Raw genomic sequence first — 20,510 nt, forward strand, 5'->3', positions numbered from 1 at the left:
GGGATAAACCTATCCGATTTATCCCTGTTTTAAATTGTTTTATTAATGGTTTTAGTTACCCATACCTCCACCGGCTTGGCCTCCGCCATCACCTTGTTTTAAGTCGTCATTTTTAACACCTTTTTTAGGATTTTGATTCACTTTTAAGCTTCCAAATCTCCAGCTGAAGTTAACACCAACAGAACGGAAAGGGATAGAAAAATTATTAGACTGTACAAAGGCTGGGTTTCTAATTTCAGACTCGAAATTTTTGCGGTTATTAAATGGATCTATCACATTTAAACCAATACTTCCTTTTTTGTTAAATAACTCTTTTTTAAGACCCAAGCTCCACATGTTAAAAGATGGATTTCTACCTTGGAAAGTTCTTCTTGGTGAGTTGGTAATTAAAAAAGTCTCAAAAACTAAACCTTTAGGCATGTTGTAGGTCGCACTTAAGAAACCGTTATACATCAAATAAACTTTATCTTCTATAGCTGAAAAATTTGCACTTGCAGTAGACAAATTAATATCATAGGTGTAAATGTTAAAATTACCTCTTAACGTAAGCTTTTTTGTTGGATTAACAGAGCCGAAGAAGTTGAATCCTACAGAATTATTTCTACCTACGTTATCATAAGTGGTGAATGAAATAATTTCGCCATCTACAGCTCTTTGAGTAATAATACTCTCAATAATATCTTTAGTTGCTCTGTAATAAATAGAAGCGTTTATAATAGTTGTTTTAACAAAGGTGGAGTAATTAATTTCAAAATTATCTGCTAGCTCTGGCCCTAAATTAGGGTTACCCTGAGATTGATTATAAAAATCGGCAGAGTTTAGGAACGGATTCAAGAAAAACACACTTGGCCTTTGTAAACGTTTATTATAACTAAACTTTACGGTTTGGAAATTCTTGAAAGTTCTTGAAACCACAAAACTTGGCACAAAATTGCCATAATCATTGGTAAAAGGCGTAAACGCTGTAGTTCCTGTTGCAAAACCGTTAATGTCTGTGAACTCGTACCTACCTCCTATTTTCACACCATACTTTTTAGCTAAGGTAAAACCAAAGGTGGTGTAAGCAGAAAGCACATCTTGATTATAATCATAAATAAAATTTCTACCATCTACAGGAATTTTATTATCACCAGATAAATCTGCGCTATCGACGCCAGAATCATTGGTGATATCTCTTAAAATGGCTTTAACACCTGTTTCCCAAACTACTTTTTTGAAAGGATGCGTGTAATCTAACTGAAAAGTAGACTCTTTATTGATAGCATCACTAGTACCAATTTCTTGACGAGCTACTGTAGAAAAATAAGAATCATAATCATTAACCAAATTACTTTGGGTTAATTGCCAAGCTAATGAAATTTCTTGTCCTTCTTTTTTGAATTTGTGGGTATAATCGTTATTCCAATCGTAACCAGTAACTCTATTTTTATTATTGGTTATACGAGTAAAAATATCACTTTCATTAGAATCATTAATATCATTAAAACCATCTACACCAAACTGAAACCAGTTTAATTTAAGGGTAGAGCTAACCGAATTATATTTATTGAAATCATAATCGGCACCTATAGAACCATTAGTTGCTAAACGCTCGGTAGTACTTCTACCACTTTGAAGATTAAAACCTCCATCACTATCTATTCTATTAAAATCTAGAATAGAAGTTTGTGGCCAAGAATAGTAACCACCACCGTTTGCAGTAACCGTTAACCTACTTTTTTTAAGATTTAAATTTATATTTCCACTATTTTGACGGATGCCAACGCCTGCATTAACAGAACCGCTCATCCCTTCTAAGTTGTTCTTTTTAGTGATGATATTGATGATACCAGAAGTACCCTCAGCATCGTATTTTGCCGATGGAGATGTAATGACTTCTACGTTTTTAATTTGATCTGCAGGTATCGCTTTTAGAGCATCGGCAATATTACCAGCCATGGTACCTGATGGTTTACCATTAATTAATACCCTGATGTTTGAACTTCCTCTTAAAGATACATTACCATCATAATCTACAGATAAAAGTGGTACTTTACGTAAAACATCAGTAGCGTTACCACCAGCAATAGCCACATCTTTTTCGGCGTTATAAACCAATTTATCTATTTTATTTTCTACTATAGAGGTTTGTCCTTCTACAACAACTTCGTTTAAAAGTTTTGTGTTAGGCGATAACTTGATGATGCCTAAATTAATATCGGGCTTGCTGTTGGTTGTTATTACAGGGTCAATAATTTTGGTTTGATAACCAATAAAAGAAACAGTGATTCTGTATTTACCTGGTATTATTTTCTCTATTTTGAAAGCGCCTTTATCATCTGCCAAAGAGCCATTGGTTGATTTTGTTTGCTGACTTTTTGATAGTGCGATAGTTGCATAATCTATAGGTTTATTGGTTAGCGAGTCTATTACAGTACCCGATATTTTGCCAATAATGGTGCTTGAACCACCACCTGCCCCCATAGGCATTTGAGCAAATGTTTTAGTTGATATTAAAACAATTAGTAATAAGTATAAATATTTCATCCCTTGTTTTGTTGTATTTGCAAAATTAGAAGCAAAAAAAAAGTAAATGTTACAGGAGTGCAGAAATTATTTTCTCCTGTAACACTTACTTTACTAAACCTTTTTGATAAAAAAGATTTACATGTACTTGTTTTGAATTAAATATTCAATAACTCTTGAGAATTGTGGTGCCGTTTGGTCTATTTCTGTAGTCATATTTGCATTAAAATCTAAGAAATTAGACCCTGTATGGGTAACATTATCTTTGTAAGTTTTTAAAGATGCTTCTAAAATATTACGGTCTTTTTTAGATTGCTTTAATGCTGATTTAACATCGTAAGTAGCAATTAAAGCCCCTTTTTTGTTGTAAATAGAAACTACATAGTTCTTGATTTTAGATTTTGCAGCAATTATTTCCTTTTCATCAGCTTTAATTTTTCCTAGAATCTTGTCTTTTGCTTTGATTTCGTTATTTTCTATAACAATTTCAGATTTTTTGTCATCAACAATTGTAGCATTTAAGAAATTAGTACATACGAGTAGAAGTAAAATAAAAAATAAATTTTTCATAGTTTAAAGGTTTTAATTTGTTTAGCTTAGGTTTTATACGCAAATATAATATTTACGGTTCTAAATATTTAATTCTAAACTACAATATTAACAATTCTTCCTTTTACTACTATCACCTTTTTAGGCAATTTACCTTCTAAATATTTTTGAACAGCTTCATTTGCTAAAACTTCTTTTTCTATATCTGCAGTTTCCATACTTAAAGGGAAACTTAAATTGGTTCTGGTTTTACCATTGACTGAGATAGGATAGTTAAAATCATTCTCAACCAAATATTCCGGATTAAATTTAGGGAAGCTTGCGTAAGAAATTGTTCCTTCTGCATTTCCTAATAAAGCCCAAAGCTCTTCTGTGATGTGTGGCGCATAAGGATGCAATAATAAAACTAAATCTTGAAGGATAGCTCTTTTGTTGCATTTTAAGTCTGTTAACTCGTTAACGGCAATCATAAAACTAGAAACTGAGGTATTGAAAGAAAAACGTTCTATATCTTCTTCTACCTTTTTGATAATTTTATGCAGAGCTTTTAACTCGGCTTTTGTTGGTGCTTCATTAGAAACTACAAAATTGAAGGCCTCATCATGAAACAGTTTCCAAAACTTTCTTAAAAACTTAAATACGCCTTCTATACCGTTGGTATTCCAAGGTTTGCTTTGCTCTAGAGGGCCTAAGAACATCTCATACATACGTAGAGTATCTGCTCCGTAACGTTCAGTTAAATCATCAGGGTTAACTACGTTAAATTTGGATTTAGACATTTTTTCTACTTCGGCTCCGCAGATGTATTTGGCCTCACCCCTGCCCTCTCCAAAGGAGAGGGAGTTGGTTCCATCCTCGAAAATAAAGACAGCATCTTTATATTCAGGTCTGGATGCTCTAAATTTTTCTGTATCTAGGATATCGTTGTTTACGATATTGACATCAACATGTAGAGCAGAAGTTTGATATTGTTTCCTTAAACCAGCAGAAACAAACTGATTTGTACCTCTTCCCTCTTCGTCATTAATCCTATAAACAAAATTAGACCTCCCTTGAATCATCCCTTGATTAATCAACTTCTTGAAAGGTTCTTCTTCAGTTACATAACCTAAATCTTTTAAGAATTTATTCCAAAAACGGCTATATAATAAGTGTCCTGTAGCATGCTCAGAACCGCCTATGTATAAATCAACGTCTTTCCAATAAGCTATTTTATCTTTATCAGCGAAAGCGTTTTCATTTTTTGCATCCATATAGCGATACCAATACCAACTACTACCCGCCCAACCTGGCATGGTGCTTAATTCGTATTCATACTCGTTTTTATATTTCCAATCTTTTGCTCTACCCAAGGGTGGCTCACCAGATTCTGTTGGTAAGTATTTATCAACTTCTGGAAGCATTAATGGCAATTCGCTTTCATCTATTAGATAAGGCAAGCCATTTTTAAAATATACTGGAACAGGTTCTCCCCAATAACGTTGGCGACCAAAAATAGCATCACGCATACGGTAATTTATTTTTGCGTATCCCATACCTATTTCTTCTAAAAAGGCAATAACTTTTACGGTAGCTTCCTTGTAGGCTAAACCGTTGATAAAACCAGAATTTACGTATTTACCTTCTTTAGTGGGATCAGCCTCGTTTTCCATTTGCTGCGCATCTAAGATTTGGATGATAGGCAAATTGTACTGCTGGGCAAATAAATAATCACGTTGATCTCCGGAAGGAACAGCCATAACCGCACCTGTACCATAACCTGCTAAAACGTAATCGGCTATCCAAATAGGAACTCTAGCACCATCAACCGGGTTGATAGCATAAGCACCTGTAAAAGCTCCTGATACGGTTTTGGTGTCAGCCATACGGTCTAATTCTGATTTCTTTTTAGTTTGAGTAATATAAGCTTCAATTTCTGCTTTCTGCTCTGACGTTGTAATTTTCGCAACTAGCTCATGTTCTGGAGCTAACACTAAAAATGAAACCCCGAAAATGGTATCTACACGGGTGGTGAAAACTTCTATATAGGCCTCACCCCCCGCCCTCTCCGAAAGAGAGGGAGCTGCCTGTCCTGTGGATAAACGCTTGGATTGTATCGTTTGATTTGTTGTAGATTCTTTTTGCTGGGATAAATGCTCTAGTTTTTCTTTTATAACAGAAACTACTTTTTCTGTTTGATTGATTACTTCTTCGTTAGTAAATCGGATAACTTCAAAACCTGCTTGATTTAAGAAATGAGTTCTTATTTTGTCATATTCTGCTGCATCAATATCCTGGTGATAACCTCCGTCAACTTCGATAACAAGTTTTTGTGACAGACATGCAAAATCAGCAATATATCCTTCAATTACATGCTGCCTTCTTATTTTAAAACCTATTTGACTGTTACGTAAACTCTGCCAAAGCACAAATTCTGCATCCGTTTGATTTTTACGATTGACTTTAGAATTCTCTTTTAATAAATCCCACACAAAAGAATTAGCCGTTTCATATCCGAATGATAGGTTCTCCTGCGCTCCCTTCTCCTTTGGAGAAGGGTTGGGGATGAGGCTAAACTTCACCATCGCTCCAACGCTCTTTCCTATCCAGTTGCGTTGCATTTCTTTCAATGGTTCTGGCCAGTCTATATCATTTAAGCCTTGTAACAACCTTTCTGCATAAGCGGTGATACGCATACTCCACTGCATCATTTTCTTTTGCTCAACCGGGTGCCCGCCACGTTCTGAAAAACCATCTTTAACCTCATCGTTAGCTAAAACAGTACCTAAAGCAGGGCACCAGTTTACCGTACTTTCTTTCAAAAAGGTTAAACGATATTTTAACAATTCTGCTTGTTTCTCTTCCTCAGAGAAAGCGGCCCAATCTGTTGGTAAAAGATTTTGTGTATCATCATCAGAAACTGCATTTAAATTAGCCGTTCCTTGTGTTTCTAGGTGATGGATTAAGGTTGAGATAGGCTCTGCCTTATCAGTAGATTTGTTATACCACGCATTAAACAATTGCATAAAAATCCACTGCGTCCATTTGTAATAATCTGGAGAGCTAGTGCGTACTTCTTTAGTCCAATCAAAAGAAAAACCCAGATTATCTAATTGCTCACGATATCTTTTAATATTAGCTTCTGTAGTAATAGCCGGGTGTTGCCCCGTTTGTATGGCATACTGTTCTGCAGGTAAACCAAAAGAATCATAACCCATGGGATGCAAAACGTTAAAGCCTTTTAATCTTTTATAGCGAGCAAAAATATCAGAAGCTATATAACCCAGCGGATGCCCAACATGTAAACCTGCACCAGATGGATAAGGAAACATATCTAACACATAATACTTGGGTTTAGTGGTATCGGTTTCTACTTTATAAGTTTGGTTTTGAGCCCAGAAATTTTGCCACTTAGCTTCTATACTTTTAAATTGATAATCCATTTCGCAATTCTTTATTTGTGCGAAAATAAAAAATTAATGTATAGGCTTTAGGCTTTTATTTATTTTAAGCTATACAACTTATAAATTATCTGAAAAACAAACGTTATAGAAATATTTTAAAAGCCAAAAAATGTTAAATTCTATAGTTTACAAGTAATCATGCTTATTTTAGACTAAGGTTTCTTATTTTCGCAGAAATAATCATCAGTTTTTATGGAAGAATTTGAAGATAGCAGAGCATCAAAAAAAACCAAGACCATTTATATCTCAACCGTTATAAGCATTTCTTTAGTGTTATTGATGGTTGGTTTATTGGGTTTAATTTTGGTACATGGTAAAAATTTATCAAACTATGTTAAAGAAAACATTGTACTTAACTTAGTGATAAACGAAGGTACAAAAGAGGTTGATATTTTAGCTTTGCAAAAACAGGTGGAGGCTAATGGTTATGTAAAATCTACACAATACATTAGTAAAGAAGTAGCTGCAAGAAACCTAACCCAAGATTTAGGTGAAGATTTTATCAAATTTTTAGGCTATAACCCTTTGCTTTCTTCTATTGATGTTTATTTAAAAGCAGAATATGCTAACAATCAAAGTATTGATATTTTAAGTAAACAGCTTCAAAAAAATCCGATGATTAATGAAGTTAGGTATCAAAAATCTTTAGTTGATATGATTAACCAAAATATCAGAACCATATCATTAGTAATTTTTGGATTTGGTGCTGTGCTTTTAATCATCGCTATTGCTTTAATTAATAATACCATAAGACTGGCCATTTACTCGCAGCGTTTCTTAATAAAAAGTATGCAATTGGTAGGCGCTACCAGAAGTTTTATTAGGAAACCTTTCTTAGTATATGGCTTTTTACACGGTTTAATTGCTGGTTTAATTGCTATTATTTTATTGGTGCTAACTTTATATTTTGCACAACAACAAATTCCAGAACTGGTAATTTTAAGAAATTACTATGAGTTTGCCATTGTATTTATAGCAGTAATTGGCGTTGGTATCTTTATCTCTTGTTTAAGTACTTACTTTGCAGTTACGAAATACTTGAAATTAAAAATTTACGATTTATACAGATAAACCATGTCTCAAAAACCAACATCAACCCCAGACAATAAAGTTCAATTTGTTTTTGGTAAAAGCAATTATCAGTTTCTGGTTATCAGTATCGCTATCGTAATTATTGGTTTTGCTTTAATGACAGGCGATACGGATATTTATGATTTTAGAAAAACTGTTTTAGCCCCTATTGTAGTTTTAGCTGGCTTTGCTTTAGGCTTTTACGCTATCTTAAAAAAATCAACTCCTAAATCTCATTAATGAATCTTTTTGAAGCTATTATTTTAGCCATTATAGAAGGTTTAACCGAGTTTTTACCTGTTTCTTCTACAGGCCACATGATTATTGCCTCTTCTTTAATGGGCATTCAATCAAACAACTTTGTTAAACTATTTACTGTTGCCATACAATTAGGCACTATTTTATCGGTTTTTGTACTTTATTTCAAGAGATTTTTTAGGTCTATAGATTTTTATTTCAAACTGTTTGTAGCCTTTATTCCTGCCATTATTTTTGGTGTTCTTTTTAGCGATAAAATAGACGAATTATTAGAAAGTCCGCTTACGGTTGCTATTTCTTTATTGATTGGAGGAATTTTATTATTATTTGTTGATAAATGGTTTAAGGATGGAAATATAGATGATTCTGATGCTATCAACTATCCAACAGCATTTAAAATAGGTTTATTTCAATGTATTGCGATGATACCTGGCGTTTCAAGATCTGCGGCAAGTATCATCGGTGGGATGACACAAAAACTCAGTAGAAAAGCAGCTGCGGAGTTTTCTTTCTTTTTAGCTGTACCAACCATGTTTGCCGCAACAGCTAAAAAACTATTCGACTTTTATAAAGACGGCAATACCATTACTAACGAGGAATTAAACTTACTTTTAATTGGTAATATCGTTGGTTTTGTGGTAGCATTAATTGCGATAAAAAGCTTTATTGGCTATTTAAGCAAGCATGGCTTTAAAGTATTTGGGATATACAGAATTATAGTTGGTGCTATAATAATTGCTTTTATTTTGAGCGGTACCAATTTACAGGTGGTGTAATGGAAGAAGTTCAAGAAAAAAAATTCCCCAATTTTGATTTTACTACTGGCGAAATTTTACTCATAAACAAGCCTTATAAATGGACATCTTTTGATGTGGTAGGTAAACTGCGTAATTCTTTTAAGCCTTTAAAATTAAAAGTTGGGCATGCAGGTACTTTAGACCCTCTGGCTACCGGTTTATTAATCATTTGTACCGGAAAACTCACTAAACAAATAGATACTTTTCAGGCCGAAGAGAAAGAATATACAGGAACTATCACCATCGGTGCTACCACTCCTTCTTATGATTTAGAAACTGAAGTTGATCAACATTTTGATATATCAGGACTTACAGAAGAAGCTATTAGAGCTAATACCCAACATTTTATCGGTGAATTAGACCAATTTCCACCAGCACATTCGGCCATTAAAGTAGATGGCGAAAGACTTTACATGAAAGCAAGAAGAGGTGAAGATGTAGAACTAAAATCAAGAAAAGTTACCATTTCTGAATTTGAAATTACCAGAATAGAACTCCCTGAAATAGATTTTAGAGTAGTTTGTAGCAAAGGTACCTATATACGTTCTCTGGCTCATGATTTTGGAAAAAAACTAAATAACGGTGCTTATTTAAGCAAGCTTAGAAGAACCAAAAGTGGTAACTTTAATGTTGATGATGCTTTTGAGATTATGGAATTGGTAAATCATATCAGAGAGATTAAACAAAACCCTGATTTTAAATAATTCAGTATCATGAAGATTTATAATCATATAGATGAGTTTAAGAAACTAGATAACGCTGTAGTAACTATCGGTACTTTTGATGGTGTACATCTAGGTCATCAAAAGATTATCGGAAAACTGGTAGAAGAAGCCGCAAAAATAAACGGAGAAACGGTTATCCTAACATTTTTCCCGCATCCACGCATGATTCTTCACCCAGAGGATCATCAACTAAAGCTTATCAATAACATGACAGAAAAAGCTGCTTTGCTAAGTAGCTTAGGCGTAAACCATCTAATCATAACACCATTTACTAGAGATTTCTCTAATCTAAGTCCTGAAAACTACATCAAAGACATTTTAGTTGATAAAATTGGGACCAAAACTATCATTATTGGTTATGATCATAGGTTTGGCAAAGACCGCCGCGGAAGTTTGAAAGAGCTTCAACATTTTTCAAACACTTTTAATTATAAAGTTGAAGAAATACCCGAGCAAGATATTAACGATGTTACCGTTTCCTCTACAAAAATAAGAGAAGCCATTTTGGCTGGTGACGTAAAAACTGCTCATGATTTTATGGGTCACCCTTTTTCTTTAACCGGAAAAGTTATCAAAGGCGATCAAATTGGCCGTACTTTGGGCTACCCTACAGCCAATTTATTTATTGAAGAAAACTATAAACTTATTCCTTCTGATGGCATTTATGCTGTAGAGGTTTATGTGAAGAGCAATCGTAACAAAAATCAAATCATTGGAAACCCTTTCTATATTTCTACTGATGATAAACTTGATACTGCTGAAGTACAGAAATTTAGAGGGATGGCTTATATTGGACATAGACCAACCATTAACGGAATGAGCCAAAATATTGAAGTAAATATTTTTGATTTTGCTGATGATATTTACCATCAACATATTCAATTAGATTTTCTCCATTTCATAAGACACGATATTAAATTTGAAAATCTAGAGCAGCTTACCGCTCAACTTGCTAAAGATAAAATTGCTGTAGAAAAGATATTTGTATCTTAAACTCATAGCTATTGGCTGATATTTTGTCGGCTATTTTTTAAAGGTTTAAATATGAATATAGACCGCGAGAAAGCAGATTTTTTAGATGAGATGATAGATTACTGGAAGAAAGAATCTATCATTGAAGAAGAAACCGCCAAAAAACTAAAATCTTCTTATGAAACAAAAGCATTCGATTGGCGCAAATTAGCACAATACGCTATTTATATTGCCTTAGCGTGTGGCGTATTTGCTTTAGGCTCTTTGCTTATTGATGATGACATCCTAAATTTCATTTATCAAATTTACGATGCGCCAAACTATATCATCAGTGTATTTTCATTTTTAATTGCTGCTTGGGTTTTATACAGAGGCAACAAGAGAAGAACCATCTTGCCTAAACAACAATTCACAAATGAGGCTTTACTTTTTATAGGCGTTATGCTGATTGCTAATGGATTGGCTTATTTAGGAAAATCTTTTAAAGCAAGTACTGATAGTTATAGTGCTGTTTTCTTAATGGCTATACCAGTTTATGCTTTTTTAGGTTATTTCTTTAAATCCAAATTGATTTGGGCTTTTGCTTTATTCTCCTTAGGTGCTTGGTTTGGTACAGAAAGCAGTTATCTATCCAGAAGTAATTTTTATTTCTTAGGGATGAATTACCCATTACGCTTTGTTTGTTTTGGAGCAATTTTAACTGCTTTATCTTTTACCTTAAAGAACATTAAGAATCAGCAGTTTCTATTTCAAACCACTTATTTTATTGGCTTATTATACTCATTTTCTGCACTTTGGTTATTATCGATTTTTGGAAATTTTGCTTCTATAGACGAATGGTATCAAGTAAACCAAATACAGCTTTTTACTTGGGCTTTACTTTCTATTTCCATTTGTATCATCACCCTATTTATTGGCTTTAAATTTAAAGATGAAATGGCCCGAGAATTTGGCGTAACCTTTCTCATCATCAACTTATACACTAGGTTTTTTGAATATTTTTGGGATAGCTGGCATAAAGCTTTATTCTTCTTTATTTTGGCTATTTCTTTTTGGTTAATTGGGCGTAAAGCAGAAAAAATTTGGAACTTAGAATTTCTACAAAAGTAAAAGCCCTCCAAATTTGAAGGGCTTTAAAATATTAGTGTGTTAGTGTGTGTTCAAAGTTAAGCTTGTTTTGTAAACTGTACGTTAATAGCTAATTTAATTTCATCACCTACAACAATTTTACCCGCTTCTGTTACGCCATTCCAAGTTAAGCCAAATGCAGTACGGCTTATTTTTCCTGAAACTTCAAAACCTGCTTTTTCCTGATTATAAAAATCTGTTGCGGTGCCGCCAAACTCAACATCAAGCGTTACTGGTTTGGTTACATCTTTAATAGTTAAATGGCCTTCTAATTTATAATCATCGCCACTTTTGGTAAAAGCCGTTGATGTAAATTTCATAGCTGGATATTTTTCTGCATCAAAGAAATCAGCAGATTTTAAGTGATTATCTCTATCTGTTTGGTTGGTATCAATACTGGTAACATCTAAAGAAAAATCTATTGCTGCGTTAGTAAAATCTTCACTTTCAGTTGTTAAACTGCCGTCAAAAACTTTAAAAGTACCCGTTACGGTAGAAATTACAAGATGCTTAACTTTAAATTGCACTTCTGAGTGCATAGGGTCTAGAACCCATTTTCCGATGTTTGACATATTTTTTTATTTTAAATTACAATCTAATATACATGTTTAAACACATAAATACAACAATTGTTTTTTTTTATTAGACTCTATTTAAAAAAACCAAGCTTCACAACGTGGATAATGGCTAAAGTAAAGAATATACAAGCTACGCTTTTATTGATGATTTGATGGCTTAAAGCAAACTTACTTTGAATGTATTGGGCAAATCTGGCAAATAAATATAAGGCAGAAAAAGCACCTATTGCCGCCCCTACTGCAAATATTTCTAGCCCAAATCCATCTGTAGTAATCCATTGGTGAGATATGAGGTAGGTCCCGCCAATCATCCAAAAAGGTATTTGCATAGGATTAAATATTCCTAAGATGATACCTGTTTTTATGCTGTCTCTTTTCCTGTGATTGGTGTTTTGTTTTAACTCTTTTTTAGCGGTACTCCAACTGCTTGTTCCTAAGATGATAAAAACGACTATCAATATCCAATCTAACCAGTGCATCAAATCTTTTTTGGTGGCAAACCACTCGGCAAAACGCATCAATACGTAGGTAAAACAAGCCTCAAAAATGGAAAAGGTAAGTATAAAGACTAATGCTTGTTTCATGCCTTTATTCACAGACATTTGTACTGCAGTAAGGTTAATATTACCAAAGGGTAAATAACCTACAAAGTTTACAACTACAGCAACTACAAAAGTGAGTAAAAACATGGCTGCAAATATATATGGCTTATTTCATATTAATTGCAATAAAAGAGACGTTTTTTTCTATTCAAGATAGCTTAAAGTAATACTTTTGCAAAAAGTAATGATATGTCTAATCCTTTAAAAGCAATTTTATTTGGCTTACTCTCGGCCTTATTTTTTAGTGCTACTTATATTTTAAATAAGAGTATGGCTAGTGCTGGAGGTGATTTTTTATGGTCGGCTTGTTTAAGATATATCATTACTTTACCTATTATTTTAATGGTAGCCTTATTAAGTAAGGGTAGTAAAACTATGTTTAAAGCAGTTTTTAGCAAGCCTTTGCCTTGGTTATTATGGGGTAGTGTAGGTTTCGGGCTTTTTTATATTGCTTTAACGGCGGCAGCTTCTTTTAGTCCGGCTTGGTTGGTTGCTGGTACTTTTCAAACTACTATTATTGCTGGCTTACTTCTTTCTCCTTTTATTTACCAAGATGAGCGGAAAATTATCCCAAAAAAGGCTTTTATAGCTACTTGCATTATTTTAATGGGCGTGATTATATCTCAATTTGGTGAGGTTAAATCTTCATCGTTTTTTAATATCCTTATTGGAGCTCTTCTAGTAATATTTTCTGCCTTTATGTTCCCTTTAGGTAACAGGATGATTTTACTATTTCAAGAAAAAGAACATATTAAATTAAATGCTATACAACGTGTTGCCGGAATGACTTTAGGCTCTATGCCATTATGGCTAATTGTAGCTGCTATAGCCTATTTTAGAAGTGGTGCGCCATCATCATCAGAACTCATACAATCCGGATTTATAGCTTTATCTTCTGGTGTAATTGCTACAGTCTTATTTTTTAAAGCTACAGAAATGGCTGGTAATAATACTTCTATTTTAGGCGCAGTAGAAGCAACGCAATCTGCCGAGATTGGTATTACCTTAATGCTAGAACTTTTATTCTTAAACGGACAAGCACCATCTCTGTTGAGTATTTTAGGGATGATTTTGATTACCTTAGGTATGTTATATTATACCAAAATATCATCAGCCAAAAGCCGCTAAATAAAAAAAGCTGCCACATTTCTGCAACAGCTTTTACCATCATAAATTATATTTTAAAGTGCAGCTCTTAACATTAAAGCGCCAACAGTTACATTGGTTCTGCTATCAATAATAATGGCGCCACCGTTTCTTTTATTGGTTTCATAAGGATCAAAAGCCAATTCATCAGCTGTTTTAATTTCCACCCTACCAATATCATTTAACCCAAAAGCATCAGCATTTACTTTTTCTAAAGTGTTGATATTAACTTTATAAAGTATCTCTTGGATTTTGCATCGCGTAAGCTTGCTATTATGTTGTATAAAATAAGTAGCTGATGTATCTAATTCACGAGTATCCATCCAACAAATATCAGCCTCAATTAAATTAGAAACTATCGGTTGTCTTTCGGCCTCAGAAATCATATCTCCTCTGCTAATATCTATCTCATCTTCTAAATGCATGGTGATAGATTTTCCTTCTTCTGCAATGGCATGCTCGCCATCAAAAGTTTCAATCTTAGCAATTTTTGATCTCATACCAGAAGGTAATACTTTAATGGTATCGCCAACTTTAAAAGCACCGCTTGCAACACGACCAGCATAACCTCTATAGTCATGAAGCTCTTCTGTTTGTGGTCTAATTACCCATTGTACCGGGAAACGAGCTGGTAAAAGCGCATCCATTTCTCTAACAGGTACCGTTTCTAAATGGTCTAACAAGCTTTTGCCTTTATACCATGGCATGTTTAAAGAGTTATTAACGATGTTATCTCCTTTTAACGCACTTACAGGTATAAAAGTAACTTCATGCAAATTCAATTTAACAGCTAAAGAGTGGTAATCTGCGTGGATTTTCTCAAAAACTTCTTCACTATAATCAACCATATCCATTTTATTTACGCAAACTACCACATGCTCTAAAGCAAGTAGAGAAACTAAATAAGAATGGCGGATGGTTTGCTCTATCACACCTTTACGGGCATCTATCAGAATAATAGCTAAATCTGCGTTAGAAGCACCAGTAACCATGTTTCTGGTGTATTGGATATGACCTGGGGTATCAGCAATGATGAACTTACGTTTCTCGGTCTGGAAATATTTGTAAGCAACATCAATCGTAATACCTTGTTCACGCTCTGCTTTTAAACCATCTGTTAAAATGGCTAAATCGATAGAACCGTCATCGTTTTTACGACTAGAGTTTTGGATAGCTTCTAATTGATCTTGTAAAATAGACTCTGTATCGTAAAGCATTCTACCAATTAAGGTACTCTTACCATCATCAACACTTCCTGCTGTTAAAAACTTTAAAATATCCATTAGAAATATCCTCCTTTTTTACGGTCTTCCATAGCCGCTTCTGAAACTTTATCATCCATTCTGGCACCACGCTCACTTATTTTAGATTGTGAAATCTCTAAAATAATATCGTCTATTTGGTCTTTATCAGACTCTACAGCTGCAGTACAAGTCATATCACCAACTGTTCTGAATCTTACCTTTTTTCTGATGATGATATCTTCTTCATCCATATTTAGGTATTCAGAAGCCGCCATCCATTGTCCGTTTCTCATGATAACATCACGCTCATGAGCAAAATAAACAGAAGGTAATTCTATATTCTCACGTTTGATATAGTTCCAAACATCAAGCTCAGTCCAGTTGCTTATAGGGAATACTCTTACATTTTCCCCTTTATGGATTTTTCCGTTATAGATATTCCAAAGCTCGGGACGTTGACGTTTTGGATCCCACTGGCCAAACTCATCACGAACAGAGAAAATTCTTTCCTTGGCTCTAGCTTTCTCTTCGTCTCTTCTAGCACCACCAATACAAGCATCAAACTTACCTTCTAAAATGGTATCTAAAAGTGTAACCGTTTGTAAAGCATTTCTACTCGCATTTTTGCCAGTTTGCTCTATTACTTTTCCTTGGTCTATAGAATCTTGAACGTAGCCTACAATAAGTTTTTCTCCTAACTGTGCTACCAATTTATCTCTAAATTCAATAGTTTCAGGGAAATTGTGTCCGGTATCAATATGTACCAAAGGGAAAGGAAATTTTCCTGGACGGAATGCCTTTTCTGCTAATTTCACTAATGTGATAGAATCTTTACCACCCGAGAATAAAAGTGCAGGCTTCTCAAATTGCCCTGCAACTTCTCTTAAAATTGCAATTGCTTCTGCCTCTAACTGATCTAAATAATCCATATTTTAATGCTGAAAGCTAAAAGCCTAAGGCTAAAAGCTTCTTGTAAATTTTATGTTTTTTATTGGGCTCTTCGCCTTTAGCTTTTCGCTTCTAAATCATGTAAACCGCATTCTTTTTTACTTTGGTCTTCCCACCACCATCTACCAGCTCTAAAATCTTCTCCCTCTCTTACCGCTCTGGTGCATGGGGCACAACCTATACTAGGGAAACCTTTATCATGCAGCGGGTTATATGGGATGTTATTTACTGCAACGTATTTTTTAACGTCTTCTAAAGTCCAATGAAAAATTGGATGCACTTTTACCAATTGATGTGCCTCATCCCACTCTACCCAATCCATATCTTCACGGTTAGCAGACTGGTCTGCTCTGATACCTGTAATCCAAATTTTCTGACCTTTTAAAGCTCTATTTAAAGGTTCAACTTTTCTTATGCCGCAGCAGCTTTTTCTATTCTCTACCGATTCGTAAAAGCTATTTGGCCCTTTGGCCGATACAAACTCTTGTAACAAAGCAGCATCAGGAAAATAGGTATGGATAGGCTTCTGATAGGTCTCTAATGTCCTATTCCATACATAATAAGTTTCCGGAAACAATCTGCCTGTTTCTAAAGTAAATACCTTTACGGGTAGGTTTTTAGTAAAAATCATGTGCGAAATTACTTGATCTTCCCAACCAAAACTGGTCGAAAAAACAATCTCACCCTCGTAGCTTTTAGCTAAAACTGCTAAAACCTCTTCTGGAGTAAGTCCTTTTATAATTTCTTTTATTTCTTCTGCTTTATTCATGTTAAAATTTCGGCAAAAATACAATTCTTAAACTTTATTAAACCCTATGCTAAAAATTTCATGATAAACCCTATGATATTTTTACTACTCGCTAAAATCACGATAATACCTACTGCAAACATGATGGTTTTAGCTGATATTTTATTTGATACTTTAGCCGCTATGGGCGATGCTATGGCGCTTCCTAAAACCAAACCACTTACAGCGTACCAATGTAAATCATTCAGCATGGTAATAAAGGTTAAGGAACTCATAAGTGCTACAAAAAACCGACTCAGTTTTACAGAGCCCAAAGAGTAACGGGCATGTCGGCCGCCAGCAATAAGAGTTGATAAAACAATAGTACCCCAACCACCTCCACCAACAGCATCCACAAAACCACCTGTAAAACCTAGAGGAGCTACTTTTGTGATTTTCTTCTTTGCCGGCTCGTTTTTTCTTCTGTTAGCTATAATCGCTTTTCTGATGATGATAACTCCTAAAACAAAAGTATAAACAGAAATAAGAGGCTTGGTATAATGACTATAATGTTCTAATGATGATAATAAAAATGCACCTATAACAGCACCTATAATCCCTGGAATAACCAACATTTTAAAAAGCTTTTTATTTACGTTGCCCATTTTAAAATGCATCCAACCTGCTATACCATTACTTAATATTTCTGATATATGTACCGCCGTACTAGCTGATGCTGGGGGTATGCCCATAGACAAAGAAAAAGTTGTAGATGTTACGCCATAAGACATCCCAATAGCGCCATCTATCATCGCAAAGATGAACCCTGCTATTAAAAAATAATAGAAATAAGGGTTAACCGTAAGCAAATAGTTTTTAAAAGCCGGATCTTGATTCCAAAGTGCAAAAAATGTTATTCCAACAAAAAAAAGAACGGTTATCCAAATTATCCAGCCTAAAGCTTTAGGCGAAATTTTTTGTTTAGGTTGTTCATCAACCAAACTAGCCGTAACTTCATTAAGCTTTTTAACTTTATAAGCAAAATCTCCTGTTAAGGTATTTCTTATTTTATTGATGTTATCTAAAGTTTGGTCTAACTCATCAGGTAAACTTTCGTTTAAAACCTGCTTTAGCCTTTTAGCTACCGTTGGCGATTTACCGTTAGTAGAAATAGCAATCTTAAGATTTCCTTTCTTAACGATAGAACCCAAATAAAAATCGCATAAATGAGGCGTATCGGCAACATTAACCAATATGCCTTTTTCTTTACACAATTGCTGTATTTGCTGATGAAGTTGGTAATTGTCAGTGGCTAATATCACCAACTCCTTACCTTCTAAATCTGATACCTCAAATGGGCGAAGAATAGTTTTTACTTGCGGATGTTTCTCTAACAAGGTAAAAACTTCGTCTAAATACCTATCTGCAACTACGGTAATATTTGCATCAGGACTATTATTTAACATAGCTTCAAGCTTTTCTAAACCTACATTACCACCACCTACCAATAAGGTATTGAAGTTTTGTAGCTTTAAGAAAATAGGAAAAAGCTGATTTCCAGCTTTTTCCTTTTCGCTATCTTGAGCTAATGTTTGATTCATTCTTTTTAAAAGCTATTAAGCGTTTGCAGATTTCTCTAACTCTGGTTGATTTCTATGATTTTTAACTTTCTCAAGAAAATCATTTGCTTGTGCTAAATAAGCCTCTGCAAAAGCAGCTGAAGGCTCGTTTTTATTGATTTGTAATACTAAATCGCTAAAAGAACCATCTACAAACTGACCTTCAAAACGCTCTGTAAATTCTTTAATGATACCAGATTGTGTGCTGCTATTAACACCTAAATCTAACAATAATGCTTTAGCACCGCTAACAAATACGCTATAAGAATAGTAAATAGCATCGGCCCAAGCTTGCTTTTCATAAGCTTCTACTGCCCAGCTAAATTTCTCCTCTGCTTCAAATATTAAAGTAGCTACTAAGTCAATTACAACACCAGCACACTCGCCCACGCCAATAGCTGTTTGGAAAGTTTCTTCATGACCCCAATCCACAAAATCACTATCGGTAAATAAAGTACTATCTGCCAATGGTTTTAATAATTGATAGAAGTAATCTTTTCCTTTTTCATCGTAATAAGCATGAAATGTTTGATTTTCTGCGGCATTTGTATGAAAATCATCCAAAACGTTTCTTAAAACTTGTGGAGCTCTTTTAGAAGGAACTTTTAAAACTTTATCTGCTGCTCGGCCTAAACCATCACCCACAATACCGCCACCTAAAAGTACTTGTACAGCAGGTAAAACTTTACCATTGGCTTTTAAAGAACTTCCGTGGAACCCGATATGTGCTAAACCATGCTGACCGCAGCTATTCATACATCCACTAATTTTAATTTTGATATCTCTATCATAAATTAAGTCTGGATATTCCTCATAAATTACAGATTCTAAAATACGGCTTAACTCTGTACTGTTAGAGATACCCAAATTACAAGTATCTGTACCAGGGCAAGTAGTTACATCGGCAACGCTATCGAAACCCAAAGCAACCAGATTTAATGATTTTAAGACATTATACAAAGCAGGTAAATTTTCCGCTGGCACATATTTTAAAAGTAAACCTTGGTTAATGGTAATTCTTATCTCATCAGCAACTAAATTCTTAATACCATCAATTAGCAATCTTGCTTGTTTGGTAGGCATATCGCCAGTGCTTACTTTAATATAAGCACCAAAAAAGCCTTTTTGCTTTTGCTCAAAAGTGTTAGTAGCTACCCATTTTTGATATTCTACCTCATCTATAACCGTTACTTGCTGGGTAACTTTTGCTGGTAAAACCGGAGTTTTAACGGTATCTCTGTTAATTTTAAAAGTTTTAACTTTTATAGCGGTTTTTTCTTCTTCAACCAATCTTAAAACTTCATCAATCCCAATTTTATTAACCAAGAATTTCATACGAGCTTTATTTCTGTTATTTCGCTCGCCATGTCTATCAAAAACACGAAGTACGGCTTCTCCAAAAGGAACAATATCGTCTTCATGCATAAACTCGCTCACTACATGTGCTAAAGAAGGTTGTGCACCTAAACCACCGCCTAGTAAAACTTTAAAACCTCTTATTTCTTGGTTGTTTTCTATTTTCACTTTAGGGATAAAACCTAAATCATGGATGAAAGAAAAAGCAGTATCATCATCACTTGAAGAAAAAGAAATCTTGATTTTTCTTCCCATTTCTTGGCAGATAGGATTTCTTAAAAAATACTCGAAGTATGCCTGCGCATAAGGAGAAACATCAAATGGTTCTTTAGGATCTATTCCTGATGTTGGAGAAGCGGTTACATTTCTTACAGTATTACCACAAGCCTCCCTCAAAGTAATATCATCTTCTGCAAGTTTAGCCCACAATTCTGGTGTTCTATCTAAACTTACATAATGAATTTGAATATCCTGACGGGTGGTAAAATGCAGGTTTTTTGATGCGTATTCATCAGAAATATCTGCAATTTTTAAAATTTGCTTAAAAGTGACTTTACCAAAAGGTAATTTAATACGAACCATTTGAACACCAGGTTGTCTTTGACCATAAACGCCTCTGGCCAACCTTAAACTTCTAAATTTTTCGTCATGAATTTTTCCTTCACGAAAAGCTCTAATCTTTTGTTCAAGATCTATAATTTCTTTTTCTACTAAAGGATTTTCAAGTTCTGTTCTAAAGCTTTGCATAATATTTTTATATAAAAAAACCTCCCTGAAACAATTCAGAAGAGGTTTTCAATTAACACACTAGAAATTATATTTTGATGTGCTTGCTCTCCTGT

Annotated in this window: 17 protein-coding genes; 7 read left to right on the top strand and 10 right to left on the bottom strand. The window is 34.2% G+C overall.

All coding sequences use genetic code 11. From position 1 onward, the window contains the following. Positions 1–51 precede the first annotated feature (51 nt). The 3 genes from B2745_RS10640 to B2745_RS10650 form a co-directional block, all read right to left on the bottom strand. The gene (locus B2745_RS10640; RefSeq protein WP_304066249.1) at positions 52–2,526 is read right to left on the bottom strand and encodes a TonB-dependent receptor domain-containing protein; all 2,475 of its coding nucleotides are present in this window, start codon (positions 2,524–2,526) and stop codon (positions 52–54) included. 117 nt (positions 2,527–2,643) lie between these two features. Beyond that, a complete protein-coding gene (locus tag B2745_RS10645; RefSeq protein WP_304066252.1) occupies positions 2,644–3,075 on the bottom strand; it encodes a hypothetical protein in 432 nt (143 codons plus the stop codon). Between the two features lie 74 nt (positions 3,076–3,149). After that, the gene (locus tag B2745_RS10650; RefSeq protein ID WP_304066255.1) at positions 3,150–6,476 is read right to left on the bottom strand and encodes a leucine--tRNA ligase; all 3,327 of its coding nucleotides are present in this window, start codon (positions 6,474–6,476) and stop codon (positions 3,150–3,152) included. Positions 6,477–6,689: 213 nt separating this feature from the next. On the opposite strand from B2745_RS10650, the gene B2745_RS10655 reads away from it, so the two are divergent. The 6 genes from B2745_RS10655 to B2745_RS10680 are packed head-to-tail and all read left to right on the top strand — an operon-like array spanning position 6,690 to position 11,430. After that, the gene (locus tag B2745_RS10655) at positions 6,690–7,568 is read left to right on the top strand and encodes a cell division protein FtsX (RefSeq protein ID WP_304066257.1); all 879 of its coding nucleotides are present in this window, start codon (positions 6,690–6,692) and stop codon (positions 7,566–7,568) included. 3 nt (positions 7,569–7,571) lie between these two features. Next, positions 7,572–7,808: a DUF3098 domain-containing protein gene (locus tag B2745_RS10660; protein WP_026904456.1), complete on the top strand. Its 237-nt coding sequence runs from the start codon at positions 7,572–7,574 to the stop codon at positions 7,806–7,808. Further along, positions 7,808–8,602: an undecaprenyl-diphosphate phosphatase gene (locus tag B2745_RS10665; protein WP_304066260.1), complete on the top strand. Its 795-nt coding sequence runs from the start codon at positions 7,808–7,810 to the stop codon at positions 8,600–8,602. The genes B2745_RS10660 and B2745_RS10665 overlap by 1 nt, the downstream gene beginning before the upstream one ends. Further along, complete coding sequence (gene truB / locus B2745_RS10670) at positions 8,602–9,327, top strand: tRNA pseudouridine(55) synthase TruB (RefSeq protein WP_304066263.1); 726 nt, start codon at positions 8,602–8,604, stop codon at positions 9,325–9,327. The genes B2745_RS10665 and truB overlap by 1 nt, the downstream gene beginning before the upstream one ends. A gap of 9 nt (positions 9,328–9,336) precedes the next feature. After that, positions 9,337–10,341: a bifunctional riboflavin kinase/FAD synthetase gene (locus B2745_RS10675; RefSeq protein ID WP_304066265.1), complete on the top strand. Its 1,005-nt coding sequence runs from the start codon at positions 9,337–9,339 to the stop codon at positions 10,339–10,341. A 51-nt stretch (positions 10,342–10,392) separates the two neighbouring features. Next, the gene (locus tag B2745_RS10680) at positions 10,393–11,430 is read left to right on the top strand and encodes a DUF2157 domain-containing protein (RefSeq protein ID WP_304066268.1); all 1,038 of its coding nucleotides are present in this window, start codon (positions 10,393–10,395) and stop codon (positions 11,428–11,430) included. A gap of 56 nt (positions 11,431–11,486) precedes the next feature. On the opposite strand, the gene B2745_RS10685 is transcribed toward B2745_RS10680, so the two are convergent. After that, positions 11,487–12,020, bottom strand: a complete 534-nt coding sequence (locus tag B2745_RS10685) for a YceI family protein (protein WP_304066271.1) — start codon at positions 12,018–12,020, stop codon at positions 11,487–11,489. Between the two features lie 77 nt (positions 12,021–12,097). Then, entirely contained in the window at positions 12,098–12,715 is a 618-nt protein-coding gene (locus B2745_RS10690) for a LysE family transporter (protein ID WP_304066275.1), read from the bottom strand. 102 nt (positions 12,716–12,817) lie between these two features. Between B2745_RS10690 and B2745_RS10695 the strand changes: the two genes are divergently transcribed. Further along, on the top strand, positions 12,818–13,756 hold the full coding sequence (locus B2745_RS10695) for a multidrug resistance efflux transporter family protein (RefSeq protein ID WP_304066278.1): 939 nt from the start codon (positions 12,818–12,820) through the stop codon (positions 13,754–13,756). Positions 13,757–13,809: 53 nt separating this feature from the next. Here the strand turns inward: B2745_RS10695 and cysN are convergent, their stop codons facing one another. The 5 genes from cysN to B2745_RS10720 form a co-directional block, all read right to left on the bottom strand. After that, the gene (gene cysN / locus B2745_RS10700) at positions 13,810–15,057 is read right to left on the bottom strand and encodes a sulfate adenylyltransferase subunit CysN (protein ID WP_304066281.1); all 1,248 of its coding nucleotides are present in this window, start codon (positions 15,055–15,057) and stop codon (positions 13,810–13,812) included. Beyond that, entirely contained in the window at positions 15,057–15,947 is an 891-nt protein-coding gene (gene cysD, locus B2745_RS10705; RefSeq protein WP_304066283.1) for a sulfate adenylyltransferase subunit CysD, read from the bottom strand. The genes cysN and cysD overlap by 1 nt, the downstream gene beginning before the upstream one ends. A gap of 77 nt (positions 15,948–16,024) precedes the next feature. Next, complete coding sequence (locus B2745_RS10710; protein WP_304066285.1) at positions 16,025–16,735, bottom strand: phosphoadenylyl-sulfate reductase; 711 nt, start codon at positions 16,733–16,735, stop codon at positions 16,025–16,027. 44 nt (positions 16,736–16,779) lie between these two features. Further along, on the bottom strand, positions 16,780–18,294 hold the full coding sequence (locus B2745_RS10715; RefSeq protein ID WP_304066288.1) for a TSUP family transporter: 1,515 nt from the start codon (positions 18,292–18,294) through the stop codon (positions 16,780–16,782). Positions 18,295–18,309: 15 nt separating this feature from the next. Next, positions 18,310–20,415 (bottom strand): nitrite reductase, encoded by a 2,106-nt coding sequence (locus tag B2745_RS10720; RefSeq protein ID WP_304066290.1) that lies wholly within the window; start codon positions 20,413–20,415, stop codon positions 18,310–18,312. Positions 20,416–20,510: the final 95 nt, after the last annotated feature.

The sequence above is a fragment of the Pedobacter glucosidilyticus genome, from assembly GCF_002483235.1.
GTDB lineage: Bacteria > Bacteroidota > Bacteroidia > Sphingobacteriales > Sphingobacteriaceae > Pseudopedobacter > Pseudopedobacter glucosidilyticum_B.

Excerpts from the sequence above, each read along its gene's own strand:
- B2745_RS10640 (WP_304066249.1), bottom strand. The coding sequence starts at position 2,526 with ATGAAATATTTATACTTATTACTAATTGTTTTAATATCAACTAAAACA.
- B2745_RS10645 (WP_304066252.1), bottom strand. The coding sequence starts at position 3,075 with ATGAAAAATTTATTTTTTATTTTACTTCTACTCGTATGTACTAATTTC.
- B2745_RS10650 (WP_304066255.1), bottom strand. The coding sequence starts at position 6,476 with ATGGATTATCAATTTAAAAGTATAGAAGCTAAGTGGCAAAATTTCTGG.
- B2745_RS10655 (WP_304066257.1), top strand. The coding sequence starts at position 6,690 with ATGGAAGAATTTGAAGATAGCAGAGCATCAAAAAAAACCAAGACCATT.
- B2745_RS10660 (WP_026904456.1), top strand. The coding sequence starts at position 7,572 with ATGTCTCAAAAACCAACATCAACCCCAGACAATAAAGTTCAATTTGTT.
- B2745_RS10665 (WP_304066260.1), top strand. The coding sequence starts at position 7,808 with ATGAATCTTTTTGAAGCTATTATTTTAGCCATTATAGAAGGTTTAACC.
- truB (WP_304066263.1), top strand. The coding sequence starts at position 8,602 with ATGGAAGAAGTTCAAGAAAAAAAATTCCCCAATTTTGATTTTACTACT.
- B2745_RS10675 (WP_304066265.1), top strand. The coding sequence starts at position 9,337 with ATGAAGATTTATAATCATATAGATGAGTTTAAGAAACTAGATAACGCT.
- B2745_RS10680 (WP_304066268.1), top strand. The coding sequence starts at position 10,393 with ATGAATATAGACCGCGAGAAAGCAGATTTTTTAGATGAGATGATAGAT.
- B2745_RS10685 (WP_304066271.1), bottom strand. The coding sequence starts at position 12,020 with ATGTCAAACATCGGAAAATGGGTTCTAGACCCTATGCACTCAGAAGTG.
- B2745_RS10690 (WP_304066275.1), bottom strand. The coding sequence starts at position 12,715 with ATGTTTTTACTCACTTTTGTAGTTGCTGTAGTTGTAAACTTTGTAGGT.
- B2745_RS10695 (WP_304066278.1), top strand. The coding sequence starts at position 12,818 with ATGTCTAATCCTTTAAAAGCAATTTTATTTGGCTTACTCTCGGCCTTA.
- cysN (WP_304066281.1), bottom strand. The coding sequence starts at position 15,057 with ATGGATATTTTAAAGTTTTTAACAGCAGGAAGTGTTGATGATGGTAAG.
- cysD (WP_304066283.1), bottom strand. The coding sequence starts at position 15,947 with ATGGATTATTTAGATCAGTTAGAGGCAGAAGCAATTGCAATTTTAAGA.
- B2745_RS10710 (WP_304066285.1), bottom strand. The coding sequence starts at position 16,735 with ATGAATAAAGCAGAAGAAATAAAAGAAATTATAAAAGGACTTACTCCA.
- B2745_RS10715 (WP_304066288.1), bottom strand. The coding sequence starts at position 18,294 with ATGAATCAAACATTAGCTCAAGATAGCGAAAAGGAAAAAGCTGGAAAT.
- B2745_RS10720 (WP_304066290.1), bottom strand. The coding sequence starts at position 20,415 with ATGCAAAGCTTTAGAACAGAACTTGAAAATCCTTTAGTAGAAAAAGAA.